The 14,921-nt window shown below is 66.1% G+C and carries 14 protein-coding genes; 5 read left to right on the plus strand and 9 right to left on the minus strand.

What is annotated here, in order from left to right:
• Positions 1–113: 113 nt before the first annotated feature.
• The gene (locus tag ACVILH_RS10370) at positions 114–845 is read right to left on the minus strand and encodes an outer membrane protein (RefSeq protein ID WP_456712804.1); all 732 of its coding nucleotides are present in this window, start codon (positions 843–845) and stop codon (positions 114–116) included.
• A gap of 221 nt (positions 846–1,066) precedes the next feature.
• Positions 1,067–1,375 (minus strand): hypothetical protein, encoded by a 309-nt coding sequence (locus ACVILH_RS10375; protein ID WP_456712805.1) that lies wholly within the window; start codon positions 1,373–1,375, stop codon positions 1,067–1,069.
• Positions 1,376–1,702: 327 nt separating this feature from the next.
• Between ACVILH_RS10375 and ACVILH_RS10380 the strand changes: the two genes are divergently transcribed.
• Positions 1,703–3,691: a methyl-accepting chemotaxis protein gene (locus ACVILH_RS10380; protein ID WP_456712806.1), complete on the plus strand. Its 1,989-nt coding sequence runs from the start codon at positions 1,703–1,705 to the stop codon at positions 3,689–3,691.
• Positions 3,692–3,772: 81 nt separating this feature from the next.
• On the opposite strand, the gene ACVILH_RS10385 is transcribed toward ACVILH_RS10380, so the two are convergent.
• Genes ACVILH_RS10385 through ACVILH_RS10395 form a run of 3 tightly spaced genes read right to left on the minus strand, consistent with a single transcriptional unit; the run spans position 3,773 to position 7,576 of the window.
• Complete coding sequence (locus ACVILH_RS10385; protein ID WP_456712807.1) at positions 3,773–6,037, minus strand: xanthine dehydrogenase family protein molybdopterin-binding subunit; 2,265 nt, start codon at positions 6,035–6,037, stop codon at positions 3,773–3,775.
• A complete protein-coding gene (locus tag ACVILH_RS10390; RefSeq protein ID WP_456712808.1) occupies positions 6,027–7,085 on the minus strand; it encodes an FAD binding domain-containing protein in 1,059 nt (352 codons plus the stop codon). The genes ACVILH_RS10385 and ACVILH_RS10390 overlap by 11 nt, the downstream gene beginning before the upstream one ends.
• Positions 7,082–7,576: a (2Fe-2S)-binding protein gene (locus ACVILH_RS10395; RefSeq protein WP_456712809.1), complete on the minus strand. Its 495-nt coding sequence runs from the start codon at positions 7,574–7,576 to the stop codon at positions 7,082–7,084. Before ACVILH_RS10395 ends, ACVILH_RS10390 begins: the two co-directional genes overlap by 4 nt.
• 199 nt (positions 7,577–7,775) lie before the next feature.
• Between ACVILH_RS10395 and ACVILH_RS10400 the strand changes: the two genes are divergently transcribed.
• The gene (locus tag ACVILH_RS10400) at positions 7,776–8,375 is read left to right on the plus strand and encodes a TetR/AcrR family transcriptional regulator (protein ID WP_456712810.1); all 600 of its coding nucleotides are present in this window, start codon (positions 7,776–7,778) and stop codon (positions 8,373–8,375) included.
• An 11-nt stretch (positions 8,376–8,386) separates the two neighbouring features.
• Here ACVILH_RS10400 and ACVILH_RS10405 read toward each other — a convergent pair whose 3' ends face one another.
• The 3 genes from ACVILH_RS10405 to ACVILH_RS10415 form a co-directional block, all read right to left on the minus strand.
• Entirely contained in the window at positions 8,387–8,527 is a 141-nt protein-coding gene (locus ACVILH_RS10405; protein ID WP_456712811.1) for a hypothetical protein, read from the minus strand.
• Between the two features lie 364 nt (positions 8,528–8,891).
• Positions 8,892–9,179: a hypothetical protein gene (locus tag ACVILH_RS10410; RefSeq protein ID WP_456712812.1), complete on the minus strand. Its 288-nt coding sequence runs from the start codon at positions 9,177–9,179 to the stop codon at positions 8,892–8,894.
• Between the two features lie 75 nt (positions 9,180–9,254).
• Positions 9,255–9,956: an alpha/beta fold hydrolase gene (locus tag ACVILH_RS10415; protein ID WP_456712813.1), complete on the minus strand. Its 702-nt coding sequence runs from the start codon at positions 9,954–9,956 to the stop codon at positions 9,255–9,257.
• Between the two features lie 84 nt (positions 9,957–10,040).
• Between ACVILH_RS10415 and ACVILH_RS10420 the strand changes: the two genes are divergently transcribed.
• The gene (locus ACVILH_RS10420; protein ID WP_456712814.1) at positions 10,041–10,184 is read left to right on the plus strand and encodes a hypothetical protein; all 144 of its coding nucleotides are present in this window, start codon (positions 10,041–10,043) and stop codon (positions 10,182–10,184) included.
• Between the two features lie 660 nt (positions 10,185–10,844).
• Here the strand turns inward: ACVILH_RS10420 and ACVILH_RS10425 are convergent.
• Positions 10,845–11,645: an IclR family transcriptional regulator domain-containing protein gene (locus ACVILH_RS10425; protein ID WP_456712815.1), complete on the minus strand. Its 801-nt coding sequence runs from the start codon at positions 11,643–11,645 to the stop codon at positions 10,845–10,847.
• Between the two features lie 210 nt (positions 11,646–11,855).
• On the opposite strand from ACVILH_RS10425, the gene ACVILH_RS10430 reads away from it, so the two are divergent.
• Positions 11,856–13,214: an aromatic ring-hydroxylating dioxygenase subunit alpha gene (locus tag ACVILH_RS10430; RefSeq protein ID WP_456712816.1), complete on the plus strand. Its 1,359-nt coding sequence runs from the start codon at positions 11,856–11,858 to the stop codon at positions 13,212–13,214.
• A 264-nt stretch (positions 13,215–13,478) separates the two neighbouring features.
• Positions 13,479–14,918: a glutamine synthetase family protein gene (locus tag ACVILH_RS10435; protein ID WP_456712817.1), complete on the plus strand. Its 1,440-nt coding sequence runs from the start codon at positions 13,479–13,481 to the stop codon at positions 14,916–14,918.
• Positions 14,919–14,921: the final 3 nt, after the last annotated feature.

The raw sequence follows: 14,921 nt of genomic DNA on the forward strand, positions 1-14,921 counted from the left end.
GGCATTTCACGGCGCGGACGAGTTATTTGGATGTGGAACTGATAACCCATGATAACAAAAGGCCGGCATCGCTGCCGGCCCTCCGCTGCTTGTTATTATTTGACGCCTGGAGATCAATAGCGGGCTGCGACCGGAGCGCCCCAGTTGAAGCGATAGTTCACGCCGGCCTTGAAGGTGTGATCGTCGGTGCTGAAGCTGCCGGTCGGAACCAGTGCGGCCGGCGCCGTGAAGGTGGCGTTGCCGAAATTGTAGTACTGATACTCGGCCTTGGCCGACCAGCTCGGCGCGAACATGTATTCGAGGCCGGCGCCGATGGTCCAGCCGTTGCGGTGGTCGCCATTGGTGGCGAAGCCGATCGGATTGCCGGCGAGCGTCACCTTCTCGTTGTTGTCCGAATAGGCGTAGCCGCCCTTCACATAGAGCAGGCCCGGACCCCAGGTGTAGCCGAAGCGGCCGGTGATCGAGCCGAGGCCACGCTGGCTGTTGGTGTAGACATAGCCGCCAGGGAATGCCGCGCCGACATTGCCGCTCAGCCAGCTATACTGGCCTTCCGCGCCGATCACCCAGGTGGGCGCGAACTGCCAGTCGGCGCCGACCTGCACGCCGCCGAGGAAGCGGCCGTTGGAATTGTTGCCGGTGCCGAGGCCGGAATAATTGTTGTTGCTGGAGAACGCACCGCCGAGATGGGCGCCGAGATAGAAGCCGGTCCAGTTGTAGATCGGCGCGACATAGGCGGGTGCCTTGGTCGCGTAGGGATAGGTGCGGGCGCCGAGATCGGCTGCGAAGGCGGACGGGGCCGAGGCGAGCACGGCGAGCGCAACGGTGACGAACAGGATCTTCTTCATGGCGGGTCTCCAACTCAGAACTAACAAGGCTCGCGCAGCGCGCGCCGTCGATGGATTGGAGATAGATCGCTTTTGAGTAAAATGCTGTCACTCGCGCGGCACACCGCCCTCCAACCCAACCCGTCGGCGGGCAAACGTTGCGGCGTAGTTAGCAGAGTCCTAACGAAGCCTGTCGCGCGGGGTGAACGGTTCGCCAAGCTGTGCCGTTGCGGCACAAGCGGTTAACGCGCCTTAAGAGCTTCGTGCAGCGCCGCGGCGGCGTCGCGCAGTTGCGAGCGGTGAAAGTCGTCGTCCGCGGGAATCACGCCGACACTTGCGGCGAGCTCGGTGAGGATCGCGGCGAGCAGCCCATAGTTCAGCTGCATATGGATCGACTTGCGCACGTCCTCGGGGCCGGGCCGCTCCAGGGTCAGCGCCAACCCTGAAGGTTCGAGATGCACCTCGAAGCGCGAGGACCGCTCGAACGTGCCGACGTAGAACTTGTCGGGATATTCCAGCGCGATCTCGGCCTTGTCGGGAACGGGTTTCATCGGGAGCTCCTGAGGAGGGACATGCCGCAGTCTGGCAAATCCGACGCCGCCCGCCTTGCGCCAGGTCAGAGGATTGCGCGCATCGCAGACCGCACCCGCCGCGGCCAACGGCGCTTCCTCTCGGGCGACCCAGCTCATGCGTCAATGGCGCGGCCGCAGTTCTACGGATAGGGAAATTTACGTTTGTTGCAAAAGGGTTGTGCATGCTGATCGCATTATACGTTCAGTCCGGGGCTGCCACGCCGGCGCCCATTGATCCTCAGCGCCGAGGACGTGGCACGACCTGGGCCTCTGCCGTCTCGGTCCTCACGAGGAATGTCATCCGACATGAAAATGCGTCTTTCCATTTCCGCTGTCATCGCGGCCTTTGGCCTCGTGCTCGCGCTCGGCTTCGGGGCGGTGGTCCTGACCAGCGCCTATGCGCTTCGCGAGCTCAAGGTGGGCGGACCGCTCTACAGCAAGATCAAGCTCGGCAACGACCTCGTCGCCGACATCCTGCCGCCGCCGGAATATGTGCTCGAAGCCTATCTCGAGGCGACGCTGGCGCTGCGTGAGCCCAAGAGTCTGGACGCGCATGTCAAGAAGCTGACGCAGCTCAGGAAGGACTATGAGGAGCGCAAGGCGTTTTGGACCACCTCGTCACTCGAGCCTGAGCTGAAGTCGCTGCTGGTCGAACGGTCCGATGCCGAGGTTGGCAAGTTCTGGCGGACTGCCGAAGGCGAGCTGATCCCAGCGCTCAGCGCCGGCGACATGGCCAGGGCCGATGCCGCCTATGCGCGGCTCAGCGAGGCCTATGCCGCGCACCGCGCTCTGATCGATACGCTGGTCGAGAAGGCGAACAAGCTGAACTCGGACATGGAGGGCACGGCCGCGGATCAGGACGCCCGCATCTCCGTCGTGGTCTGGAGCGTGGCCGGGATCGTGCTGGCGCTGGTGGTCGCGGGCATGGCGGGCCTCGTCATCGGCGTCGTGCGGCCGCTGTCGCGCATGACCGGTCTGATGCGGCGGATTGCCGAGGGCCAGCTCGCCACGGAGATTCCTTACGCCGATCGCGGCGACGAGATCGGCGCGATGGCGCGCGCGCTGGACGTGTTCAAGACCAATGCGATCGAGAACAACAGCCTGCGCGACAAGCAGGACCGCGACCGCACCGCAGCCGAACAAGCGAAGAAGCGCGCCATGCTGAGCATGGCCGACATCATCGAGCGCGAGACCGGCACGTCGGTCGAATCGGCGGCGAGCGCCTCGCGCCAGGTCGAGGCGGTGGCCAGCGGACTGTCCGACCTCGCGCACGAACTGTCCGCTGATGCCCAGTCGGTCGCTGCGGCTTCCGAGCAGTCGCTCGCGAACGCCCAGACCGTCTCGTCGGCGGCCGAGCAGTTGAGCTCGGCGATCCGCGAGATCTCGAGCCAGGTTGCGCGCGCCAGCACCCTGACCCGGTCGGCCGTGGGCGGGCGCGAGAAAGCCAAGGCGACCATGCTGTCGCTGACCCAGGCGGTCGACAAGATCGCCGAGGTGTCGAACCTGATCGGCGGCATTGCCGGACAGACCAACCTGCTGGCGCTCAATGCCACGATCGAGGCGGCGCGCGCGGGCGAGGCCGGCCGCGGCTTTGCGGTGGTGGCCTCCGAGGTCAAGTCGTTGTCGGATCAGACCGCCAAGTCGACCGAGGAGATCTCGCGCCTGATTGCCGAGGTGCAGGCCACCACGCAGGCGACGATCAACGCCGTCGAAGGCATCGGCAGCCAGATTTCGGAGATCGACGAGGTGGCGGCGTCGATTGCGGCGGCGATGGAGGAGCAGCACGCGGCGACGCAGGAGATCAGCCGCTCGGTTCACTCCTCCGCAAGCGCGGCGCGTGACGTATCGTCCAAGATCGGCAATGTCGGCAAGGACGCCGGGATGGTGAATGACCGTGCCGCGGAGGTTCGCAGCGCCATCGGCGAGGTCGCCTCCAGCCTGAGCTCGCTGCGGACGACGCTTGTGAAGGTGGTCAGGACGACGACCGCCGAGGCCGACCGCCGGCATGCGCCGCGATTCAAATCCAGCCTGCCGATCAAGGTCATCGACACGAATAAGGGGGTGATAAAGGCCGAGCTGGTGGACATCTCCGAGGGCGGCGCCTGGTTCCGCTTCCAGCCCGAGCCGGGCATCGGCGATCGCGGCATTCTACAGTTCCCAGGTTTCGACCACGATGTGCCTTATCTGGTTCGCGGCCGCGACCGCGATGCGTTGCGGGTCGAGTTCGATCTGGGCGCCAACCGCGAGTCCTTTGTGGCATGGTTCAAGTCAGCCTTCACGCGCGAGGCGGCCTGAGCCGCTTGCGATACGACTCAACGAAAAGCCTCCGCCGGATCGGCGGAGGCTTTTCTCTTTGACGCGTGTGCCGTGTGTCCGTCAGGCCCGGCGCACGAGGTCGCTGATCCGCACCGGGAAGCGCCTGATGCGAACTCCCGTCGCATGCGCCACGGCGTTGGCCACCGCACCAGCGGAGCCGGTGATGCCGATCTCGCCGACGCCCTTGATCCCCAGCGGGTTGACGAACGGATCGTGCTCCGCGACCGTGAAGGCTTCGATCGCGGGAACGTCGGCATTCACCGGCACATGATACTCGCCGAGATTGGCGTTCATGATCCGGCCGCTGCGGCGGTCGGTGACCGCCTCCTCGTGCAGCGCCAGCGAGATGCCCCAGATCATGCCGCCGACGAGCTGGCTCCTCACCAGCTTCGGATTGATGATCCGCCCCGCCGCGAAGGCGCCGACCATGCGGGTGACGCGCACCTGACCGAGATCGGGATCGACCTTCACCTCCGCGAACACGGCGCCATGCGAATGCATCGCGTACTGCTCGTTGGCGGCCGGATCAGGCACGCCTGAGCCGGAGCCCTCGACCTCGTCGAGGCCGGCGCGCGCGAGGATGTCGGCATAGCTCTCGCCGCGCCCCTCGTCGTCGCGCCGGATGAGGCGGCCGTTGCGGGCGATCACGCCGGCATTGCCGGCGCCGAACAGCGGCGAGCGCTGGTCCGACGTGGCGAGTTCAGCGAGCTTGGCGATGACGGCGGCGCCTGCATTGTGAATTGCCGTGCCGACAGTTGCCGTATGCGCCGAGCCGCCGGCGATGCCGGCATCGGGTAGGTCCGAGGTGCCGGCCTTGAACGTGACCTGATCAAGCTCGAGCGCCAGCGAATCCGCCGCGACCTGCGCCAGCGCGGTCCACGCGCCCTGGCCCATGTCATGGGCGCCGCTCTCGACCACGCCAGAGCCGTCGCGCCGGATCAGGGCGCGGGCGTGGCCCGCGAACATCAGCGCATGGAACGTCGCCGTGCCCATGCCCCAGCCGACCAGGAAGCCGTCCTTGTCGCGCATCATGCGCGGCTTCAGCGGCCGCTCCCACCAGCCGAAGCGCTCGGCGCCTTGCGTGTAGCATTCGCGCAGCGCCTTGGACGAGAACGGCTTGCCGGTCGAGGGCTCGACCTCGGCGTAGTTCTTGACGCGGAAGGCGAGGGGATCAAGGCCGCAGGCTTCCGCCATCTCGTCGACCGCGCTCTCCAGTGCGATCGAGCCCGGCGCGATGCCGGGGGCGCGCACGAACAGCGGCGTGCCGGTGTCCATGCGCACGGCGTCATAGGTCGTCGCGATCGCCGGCGCGGCGTAGAGCGTATGCGTCACATGCGCCGCCGATTCATAGAAATCCTCGAAGCTGGAGGTCGCGATCCGGGCGTGGTGATGGATGCCTGCGAGCTGTCCCGCGGCGCTGGCGCCGAGGCGCAAGGTCTGCCTCGTCGGTGAGCGGTGGCCGAACGGGCCATAGAGCTGCTCGCGGCGCGCGACGAGCTTCACCGGCCGGCCGACCATCTTTGCTGCGAGAATGCCGAGCACCTGCGGCCCGGCCATCAGGCCCTTGCCGCCGAAACCGCCGCCGAGAAACGGGCTGCGGATCAGGATGTTCTCCGGGGCGATGCCGAACAGCTCGGCGAGGCGCGCGCGCATCAGCACGAGGCCCTGCGTCGGCGTGTCGATGACGAGATTGTCACCCTGCCACTCCGCGACGATCGCATGCGGCTCCATCGCGTTGTGATAATGCGGCGGCGTTTCATAGATCGCGGTGATCTGCTTCTCGCTCGTGGCCAGCGCCGCCTCGACATCGCCATGGCGCTCCTCGGCCGGCATGCCCATGCCGACGACCGGCGGCACATAGGCCGCTTCAGCGTCGAGACCGATGCGCGCGGGCTCCGCCTCATAGCGCGGCGCCAGCAGCGCGGCGCCTTCGGTCGCGGCTTCCAGCGATTCCGCGATGACGACGGCGATCGGCTGGTTGGCGTAGCGCACGCGATCGTTCTGCAGCGCCTCGAAGCGGAACGAGAACGGGTTCGGCTTGCCGTCCGGGTCGGAATAGAGCGGCGGCCGGTTGGCCTGCGTCATCACCTCGACGACGCCGGGATGCGCCTTGGCGGCCTCGACATCGAGCGAAACGACGCGGCCGCGCGCGATGCTGGACACAGCCAGCACAGCATAGAGCAGGCCGGGCGGATTGTTGTCGGCCGCGTAGGTCGCGCGGCCGGTGACCTTGGCGAGACCATCGACGCGCGACAGCGGCTGGCCGACATTGGAGCCGTGGCGGAGATGGGCGGGATCGCGGGAGAGATTGAGCTCAGGCGTCATGAAGCGCTCCTGGAACGGCGGAGAAGGGAGAGGCCGGCAGCGCCGGCATGCGCGACGGCGTGCCCTGCGCTGAGGCCTGCAGGGCGCGCACGATCAGCTGCCGTGCGAGCGGGATCTTGTAGGCGTTGTCGCCGGACGGCTTTGCCTCGCGCAGCGCCGCGTCGGCGGCGCGTTCGAACGAGCCGTGCTCGGCCGGCTGACCGGCGAGCAGCGCCTCCGCCTCATGTGCACGCCATGGCTTGGCGGCGACGCCGCCGAGCGCGAGACGCGCCTGCGTGATGCTGCCGTTCTCGATCACGAGGCCGGCCGCAGCGGAGACGACGGCGAAGGCGTAGGAGTTACGCTCGCGCACTTTCAGATAGCGCGCATGCTTGGCAAAGCCGCGCGCGGCCGCGGGCAGCCGCACCGCGACGATCATCTCGCCGGGAGCGAGCACGCTCTCACGCTCGGGTGTGGTGCCGGGCAACAGATGCAACGCCTCCAGCGCCACCTCGCGGCGGCCGGATGCGCCTTCGATCTCGACAACGGCGTCGAAGGCGGCGAGCGGCACGCAGAAGTCGGACGGATGGGTGGCGATGCAGGCGTCGCTCCAACCGAGCACGGCGTGCTGGCTGTTCTCACCCTCGCGGGCATCGCAGCCCGATCCCGGCGTGCGCTTGTTGCAGGCCGAGGCGGTGTCATAGAAGTAGGCGCAGCGCGTCCGCTGCAGCAGATTGCCGCCGACGGTGGCCGCATTGCGCAACTGCGCCGAGGCACCCGACAGTAGCGCTTCCGCCACGGCGGGGAAATCGCGCACGAACGATGCGTCGTAGGCGAGGTCGGCATTGCGCACCAGCGCGCCGATCCTGACGTCACCGTTGCCCAGCGTCTCGATCCGCGTGAGCTCCTTGATCTGGGTGATATCGACCAGCCGCGCCGGCCTGATGACATTGCCCTTCATCAGGTCGAGCAGGTTGGTGCCCGAAGCAAGGTAAGCCGCGCCCGGCGCGCCGGCCGCCGCGATCGCCTCGGCGACCGTCGCGGGCTTCACATAGTCGAACCGGTTCATGCCGCGCGCTCCTTCTCAGCCGTGAGCGTCGCCTGCGCGTCGAGCACGGCTTCGACGATGCCGACATAGGCGCTGCAGCGGCACAGATTGCCGCTCATGCCCTCGCGCACGCGCTCGGGATCATCGCCGGCGTGGCCTTCGTTGATGAGGCCGACCGCGCTCATGATCTGGCCCGGCGTGCAGAAGCCGCATTGCAGCGCGTCGTGGGCGATGAAGGCCTCCTGCACCGGGTGCAATTGGTCACCCTGGGCGAGGCCTTCGATGGTGGTGATGGCGGCGCCATCCAGGCTGAGCGCGAGCGTCAGGCAGGAGTTGATGCGGCGCCCATCGACGAGGACGGTGCAGGCGCCGCATTGGCCGCGGTCGCAGCCCTTCTTGGTGCCGGTGAGGTGGAGGCGCTCGCGCAGCAGGTCGAGCAGGGTGATACGGGGATCGTCGAGCGCAAGGGTGCGCGGCTCACCGTTGACGGTGAGTCTGACAGTCATATTCATGCGTTGTTCCGATCGAAGCGATGGCCTAATCGGATCGCAGCGGGCACCGCCTTACGGGCAGTGGTCCGTCCAGATCCAGCAACCGCGGGACGACGAGCTCAAGGAAAGGTTGGCTGTCCCGAGTAGCAGGTCTATTTATACGGAGGGTTCCTCCGTTTAGCAAGAGGACATGAACAGTCCGTCATCAAGAGCTGGTGAGATGGAGACGAAACCACAAGAGCGCCACCGCAAGCCGCGCGCCGATGCGCAGCGGAATCGCGAGCGCGTGCTCGAGGCGGCGAAGGCGGTGTTCAGCGTCGGCGGCGCGGAGGCGAGCCTGGAAGCGGTGGCGCGCCAGGCCGGCGTCGGCATCGGCACGCTGTATCGTCACTTCCCCACCCGCGGGGACCTGTTCGAGGCGGTGTATCGGCGCGAGGTCGAGCAGCTTGCAGAGTTGGCCGAGGAGCTGAAGAGCGAGCCGTCCCCGGTCGAGGCGCTCCGGCGCTGGCTGCGCTCGACGGTGCAGTTCGTGGCCACCAAGAAGGGCATGATGGCCGCGCTCGCGATCGTGATGACCGCCAACTCCGAACTGTCCGCCTATTCGCACGCCCATCTCACCCGCTCGATCGGCGCGCTGCTCACCCGCGCCGTCGATTCCGGCGAGATCCGCGCCGACATCAGCGCCGACGACGTCCTGCGCGCCCTGATCGGCATGTGCTACATGCACGATCAGATCGGCTGGCAGCAGAGCGTGCTGCGGCTGCTGGATGTATTCGTGGATGGGTTGCGGGTAAGCAATGGACGAGTCGGGGACGCATAGCCACGTCCCGCTCAGCGCGGCGGGAACAGCAACAAAGTCAGCAACGTCAGGAACGCGTCCTGGTTCTGTGTGCGGGCGGCTTCGAACCTCGTCAGCGCCGCCCGTGCCATTCTGATGGCGACCTGTGCATCCAGGCTTTTGATGCGGATCATCGGATTATAGTCGGCCTCATGCCGCTTCTGTTGCAGCTCCAGAACAGCGAATGCGAACGCTTGGAGGTTTGCTTCAAAGCCTCCAAAAGGCGCAAACGGCAGGTATTTAGCGGAGAGGTTTCGACTTCTTGACCTCTTCGCAAAGCAGCCGGAGGTCGCGATGATCTACGGATCTGTAGACGAGAGCGTATGGAGGCGTCCCTTGCTTCGTCTTGCCGCGAATTGATCCGCAGCAGCGATCAACGTCGCATGAAATAGTCCGTAGTAGGCAGCCGAAATCGCACGACGAATGTTGACCTGCCGTGGCGGCCCAGCCGCCGGCGGAACGATCAACTGCTCTGCCTGCTGGAAAAGATGCTCCGGATTAAGAATCGCCAACGACCTCGTTCTCCGCCTCGTAATCGATCAACGGAAAACGGTCCTCGCCTGCAGCCTGGAGCTGCTCCTGGATCTCGACCAACGTATCCAGAACGGCCTCTCCGCCAATGTCCGTCCCTTCAATGGGGCTCACCACGATCGTGATCCGCAGCGCGTCGCGGCCTTCAGAATCCGCGTAGGGCGCCGTCGTGACATCAGTGACTGCGGCCGAGCTGCTCAAATTTGCAGTGGCAATCTCGCGGACGATCTTGGCGATTTTTGCGTTGTCCAGCATCGTCGAATTATACGCTGCATTTCGCAAAGTTACCACCGGCGATCGGGCCGAGTCTTGACCGGCGCAGCGGCAGGCTCACCCCCTCAGCCACTCCATCAGCGCCTGCGCCGTCTCCTCCGGCTGCTCGGGCTGCGGCAGGTGACCGCAATTCTCCAGCACGACCAGCCAGCTGCCGTCGATGCCGTCGGCCATTTCTTTCGACAGGCTGTTCGGAATGGTGTTGTCGGTGTCGCCGGTCAAAACCAAGGTCGGGCAGCGGATCGCGGTCAGGGTCGGCCGCGAGTCGGGGCGCGCCATGATGGCGGTGAGCTGACGGACGAAGCCGTCGATGCCGACCTCGTCGGCCATGTCGTGGACCAGCTGGCGCAGCCGCGGGTCGTCCTGACGCGACGGATGAACGAAGCCTGTGAACAGCTCGTCGACCACGGCGTGGTAGTCGCCGTCCTTGGCGCGCGTGATCATGGTGCGGCGGCGCGCGCTCGCCTCGGGCGTGTCGGGCCGCGCCTGGGTGTTGATCAGCGCCAGCCGGCCGACCCGCTCCGGCGCCTGGCGCATGATCTCGAAGGCGATGTAGCCGCCCATCGAGTGTCCGGCGAGCGCGAAGCGCGGCGGCGCCTCCGCCAGGATTCGCCGCGCGATTCCCACCATGCTGTCATCGCGGATGTGGTTCGCGACCATCACGGGGGCGAGCCGCCACAGCGCCGGGACGACCGGCGCATAGATGCGGGGCGACGAGATCAGCCCGGGCACCAGCACGAGCGGCAGCGCATCAGTCATGGCTTGTCCCCCTGGAACGGCGTTACGCTGGTTGAAATCGGGTGTTGATCGCCCGCCATGCCATTTACGCGCGAGATGCCGCCGATGTCCAACGAAGTCGCTCGCGTCGAGCTGCGACGCCAGAGCGGTGATCCCGTTGACGGCTTCGACCGCATCGTTCGTCCGGACGGCACCAGGTGGGGCGAGGCGCGGCGACCCGCCATCCGAATCGCTGGCGCGATCGGCTGACGATACTGAAGGTAACATCGAACGAGGATACGCGCATGCGGAGCGCGAGGTTACGAGAACGGCCGGGCTGATCGCGATCGCATGGTCATTCGCGGCAAACTGGTGGCGTCGTCACATTGTGCGCTGTCGGTCTCGATCTAATGAGTTCCGTTCCGGATCATGTCACCGCCGCTGACAGCGCCATGATACCTGGAGACGCCGTCAATCATGGCAGTGCGTGCCGGCCGTCACGATAATATCACGTAATGGGCGCGGCCGTTGCGGCGCGGGCGCCTGCGACTCTGGCGATTAGTTCACGAAAACAAAACTTCACGTCGTCGCACGGCGCGCGAGACATTGTGCAGGCCCTGTGGCGAGATGTTCGCTTGATCGAGATCCTTGCGGCGGCGGGGACGTGCTGGCCGCGGCGACGAGCCGTGGCTGCGTCGTAATCCGCGCGCTCTCTGATTGCGCGAGTATAGAGGTCATGCGCCATGAAGACGTGATGCGACGCATGACCGGCACGATATGGCTTCGCTGCGAAGCGAGTGTTCGCATCGCCAGGCGTCCGACCGGCGGAGCCGTCGACGCGAGAGGGAACGCAACCGCAAGCCGGCCGCGGACACAACAAAAGGCTCCGGCCTCGCGTGAAGCCGGAGCCTTTGCGTGATCAACAGAAGATCAGACCAGCAGCGGTTGGACCGTCGCCGCGAGCTGCTTCAGCAGCGGCAGGAAGCGCTCCATCATCTCGTCCGTGCTGACGCGATCGACATGGCCGCCGATATTGGCGGCGGCGACGATGCCGCCGTCATAGCGGCGAATCGGCACTGAAATCGAACGAAAGCCCGGCTCCGCTTCGCCGTCGACGAGGGAATAGCCGTCGCTGCGGACCGCCAAGATCGCCGCCATCAGCGCCTCCTTGTCGGTGAGCGTCTGCGGCGTCAGTGCGGTGAGCGTCATGCGCTCGATCGTCTGGCGCAACTGCTCATCCGGCATCCGGCTGAGCAGCGCTCGCCCGACCGACGTGCAGAACGCAGGTAGGCGGTAGCCGATCTCAAGACCGGTCGAGACCATGCGCGTCGGCGTCGCGCGCGCGATGAACACGACCTGATCGCCGTCGAGCACGGCGAGCGAGCAGACCTCGCGCGCCTCCGTCGCGGTCACGTCCATCAAGGGCTGCATCACGCTGTTGATCTGGTTGGAGGCGAGATAGCTCGAGGCCAGCAGCAGCACGCGCGGCGTCAGCGAGAACAGCCGGTCGTCGCCATGCACGAAGCCCGAGGCCTTCAAGGTCAGCAGGATCCGCCGCACCGTGGCACGGGCGAGGCCCGTGAGCTCGGCGGCCTTGCTCAACGTCATTGGCCGGCCTTCGCGGCTGAACGCCTGGACGACACGCAAGCCGCGGTCGAGCGCTTCCACGAACTCAGGCCCGTCTCCACGCGCCTGCTTCTTCTCCTCATCAGTCCGCTTCAGTTTAGGCATCGGCCTGACACGATCCGCTGTTGTTGTTCTGGGACGCAGTGATGCTGCCGCACGTCCGCCCTTCGGCTTCGGTTGTAGCTTTTTCACTTGCTCTTCTCCCTGTTTAAAGCGAATCTAATCGAGGCGAACATATGTTCGTCTAGCGAACATTATTGGATGATCGCGTGACGTCAACGCCCGACTTGCGACGGAACAGGAGGAACGGCCATCATGATGAGCAAGGAGCAGAACGACCTGATCACGCGCATCGGACCTGATGCTCCTGCCGGTAAGCTGATGAGGATGTATTGGCAGCCGGCCGCCCTGGTGGATGAGCTTGTGGGCGAGCGGCCGGTGCGCGCGGTGAAATTGCTGGGCCAGCAATTTGTTCTCTTCAAGGATGAGCAAGGCCGCTATGGACTACTAGACCGCGATTGTCCGCACCGCGGTGCGGACCTCGCCTTCGGCCGGCTCGAGCATGGCGGCCTGCGCTGCGCGTTCCACGGCTGGCTGTTCGACGTCGATGGTCAGTGCCTGGACACTCCGGCCGAGCCGGCGGGCTCGCCGCTGTGCAAGAACGTCAAGCAGCGCTCCTATCCGGTGATCGAGAAGGGCGGCATCCTCTGGGCGTGGCTCGGCGAGGGCGCGCCGCCAGCATTTCCGGATCTCGACTGCTTCACCGCGCCGGACACCTACACGTTCGCTTTCAAAGGCCTGATCGAGTGCAACTGGCTGCAGGCGCTGGAGGTCGGCATCGATCCGGCGCACGCCTCGTTCCTGCACCGCTTTTTCGAGGACGAGGACACCTCGACCGCCTATGGCAAGCAGTTCCGCGGCGCCTCCGCCGACAGCGAGCTGCCGATGACCAAGGTGCTGCGCGAATATGATCGCCCGATCATCAATGTCGAGCGCACCGAATACGGAATGCGCATCATCGCGCTGCGCGAGATCGACGGCGAGCGTACGCACGTGCGCGTCACCAATCAGCTGTTCCCGCATGCCTTCGTGATCCCGATGAGCACGGAGATGACGATCACGCAGTGGCACGTGCCGGTCGACGACGAGACCTGCTACTGGTACGCGATCTTCACCAGCTACGGCGCGCCGGTCGACCGCGCCAAGATGCGCGCCCAGCGCCTCGAGCTGTATGAGCTGCCGGACTATCGCTCGCGCAAGAACAAGAGCAACGATTACGGCTTCGATCCGCGTGAGCAGGCGACCGCGACCTACACCGGCATGGGCAACGACATCAACGTGCACGACCAGTGGGCGGTGGAGTCGATGGGGCGTATCCAGGACCGCACCCGCGAGCATCTCGGCCAATCCGACAAGGCGATCATCCAGTATCGCCGGCTGCTGCGTGAGCAGATCGAGACGGTCGCGCGCGGCGAGCCGCCGATGCTCTTCCTCGACCCGGCCGCAGCCCGCAGCGTGCAGGGTCCGGCGACGATGGACGGCATCGGCCCGACCCGCGGCTGGGAAACCTATTGGATGGAAGTCGACGTCCGCCGCCGCCGCAACGCCCCCTGGGCCGCGCCGGTGCCAGCGGATATCATCCGTCTCGCGCCACATCTGAGCGCTGCGGAGTAGGCGGCGCGGTCGTACTATCGTTCTCGTTGATGTGCCCGTGCTCTTGCCCCGCAGGCGGTGCGCTCCCTCTCCCCGTTCTTCACGGGGAGAGGGTTGGGGTGAGGGGCAGCCACGCGCACCGACCGCGCGGAGAGTCCCCCTCACCCGGATTGCATCTGACGATGCAATCCGACCTCTCCCCGCAAGCGGGGCGAGGTAAGGATAGTCCCCGCTCGCGGGCGGGAATTTGATCATGCAAGTTGCCATCCTCACCAGGAGCCATCGTTGAGTTTCGTCGCCAGGCATCAGCTATGGACCGCTGAGCAGACCGAGGCCGCGGCGCGCATGCGCCGGCTCGCTGAGGAGCACGGCCTCACCACCATCCGCTTCTCGTTCCCCGATCAGCACGGCATCCTGCGCGGCAAGGCGCTGACCGTCGACGCCGCGCTGGCGTCGCTGGAGGACGGCTGCTCGATCACGACGACGCTGCTTGCCAAGGACACCTCGCATCGCACGGTGTTTCCGGTGTTCACCGCCGGTGGCGGCTTCGGCATGGCCGAGATGCAGGGCGGCAGCGATGCGCTGATGGTCGCCGATCCCACCACGTTCCGCGTGCTGCCCTGGGCGCCCGGCACCGGCTGGGTGCTGTGTGATCTGTATTTTGCCAATGGCGCGCCCGTTCCGTTTGCCACGCGTAATCTGCTGCGGTCCGCCCTCGCGACGCTCGATGCGCGCGGCTATCAGTTCAAGGCCGGCCTCGAGGTCGAGTGCCATATCTTCAAGATCGAGGACCCGCGCCTGGCGCCTTCGGATGCCGGCTCGCCCGGACAGCCCGGCGTGCCGCCGGCGGTCAGCCTGCTGACGCAGGGCTATCAATATCTCACCGAGCAGCGCTTCGATCAGATGGAGCCGGCGCTCGAGATCATCAGGGCCAACCTCACCGCGCTCGGCCTGCCGCTGCGCTCGATCGAGCTCGAATATGGCCCGAGCCAGTGCGAGTTCGTGCTGCAGCCCGGTATCGGCATGGAGCCCGCCGACACCATGGTGCTGTTCCGCAGCGCTGTGAAGCAGATCGCGCAGCGCCACGGCTATCACGCCACCTTCATGTGCCGGCCGCGCATTCCCAACGTGATGTCGTCGGGCTGGCACCTGCATCAGTCGCTGGTCGCGCGCGACGGCAGCAACGCCTTCATGACGGATGAGACAGAGGGGCTGTCAGCGCTCGGCCGGCACTACATGGCCGGCCTGCTCACGCATGCCCGCGCAGCCGCGGTGTTCTCGACCCCGACCATCAACGGCTACAGGCGCTACCGCGCCTACTCGCTGGCGCCGGACCGGGCGATCTGGGGTCGCGACAATCGCGGCGTCATGATCCGCGTGCTCGGCGGCCCCGGTGACCGCGCCACGCGGCTGGAGAATCGGATCGGCGAGCCCGCCGCCAATCCCTATCTGTACATGGCCTCGCAGATCGCGGCCGGCCTCGACGGCATCGACCGCAAGCTCGATCCCGGCCCCTCGGCCGACGTGCCGTACGAAACCAAAGCGAGCCTGCTGCCGAAATCGCTGCGCGAGGCCGTTGATGCACTTAAGGACGACGCGTTCTTCCGCGCAGCCTTCGGTACCACCTTCGTCGACTACTACACCTTCCTCAAGAACGCCGAGATCGAGCGCTTCAATGCCGAAGTGTCCGACTGGGAGCAGCGCGAATATTTCGAGATGTTCTGAGGC

This window comes from Bradyrhizobium sp. USDA 4353 (genome assembly GCF_054063215.1).

Bases quoted from the DNA above. Each gene is read 5' to 3' on its own strand.
- ACVILH_RS10380 (WP_456712806.1), top strand. From the start codon at position 1,703: ATGAAAATGCGTCTTTCCATTTCCGCTGTCATCGCGGCCTTTGGCCTC.
- ACVILH_RS10400 (WP_456712810.1), top strand. From the start codon at position 7,776: ATGGAGACGAAACCACAAGAGCGCCACCGCAAGCCGCGCGCCGATGCG.
- ACVILH_RS10370 (WP_456712804.1), bottom strand. From the start codon at position 845: ATGAAGAAGATCCTGTTCGTCACCGTTGCGCTCGCCGTGCTCGCCTCG.
- ACVILH_RS10430 (WP_456712816.1), top strand. From the start codon at position 11,856: ATGATGAGCAAGGAGCAGAACGACCTGATCACGCGCATCGGACCTGAT.
- ACVILH_RS10425 (WP_456712815.1), bottom strand. From the start codon at position 11,645: ATGCCTAAACTGAAGCGGACTGATGAGGAGAAGAAGCAGGCGCGTGGA.
- ACVILH_RS10410 (WP_456712812.1), bottom strand. From the start codon at position 9,179: ATGCTGGACAACGCAAAAATCGCCAAGATCGTCCGCGAGATTGCCACT.
- ACVILH_RS10420 (WP_456712814.1), top strand. From the start codon at position 10,041: ATGTCCAACGAAGTCGCTCGCGTCGAGCTGCGACGCCAGAGCGGTGAT.
- ACVILH_RS10375 (WP_456712805.1), bottom strand. From the start codon at position 1,375: ATGAAACCCGTTCCCGACAAGGCCGAGATCGCGCTGGAATATCCCGAC.
- ACVILH_RS10405 (WP_456712811.1), bottom strand. From the start codon at position 8,527: ATGATCCGCATCAAAAGCCTGGATGCACAGGTCGCCATCAGAATGGCA.
- ACVILH_RS10385 (WP_456712807.1), bottom strand. From the start codon at position 6,037: ATGACGCCTGAGCTCAATCTCTCCCGCGATCCCGCCCATCTCCGCCAC.
- ACVILH_RS10390 (WP_456712808.1), bottom strand. From the start codon at position 7,085: ATGAACCGGTTCGACTATGTGAAGCCCGCGACGGTCGCCGAGGCGATC.
- ACVILH_RS10415 (WP_456712813.1), bottom strand. From the start codon at position 9,956: ATGACTGATGCGCTGCCGCTCGTGCTGGTGCCCGGGCTGATCTCGTCG.
- ACVILH_RS10395 (WP_456712809.1), bottom strand. From the start codon at position 7,576: ATGAATATGACTGTCAGACTCACCGTCAACGGTGAGCCGCGCACCCTT.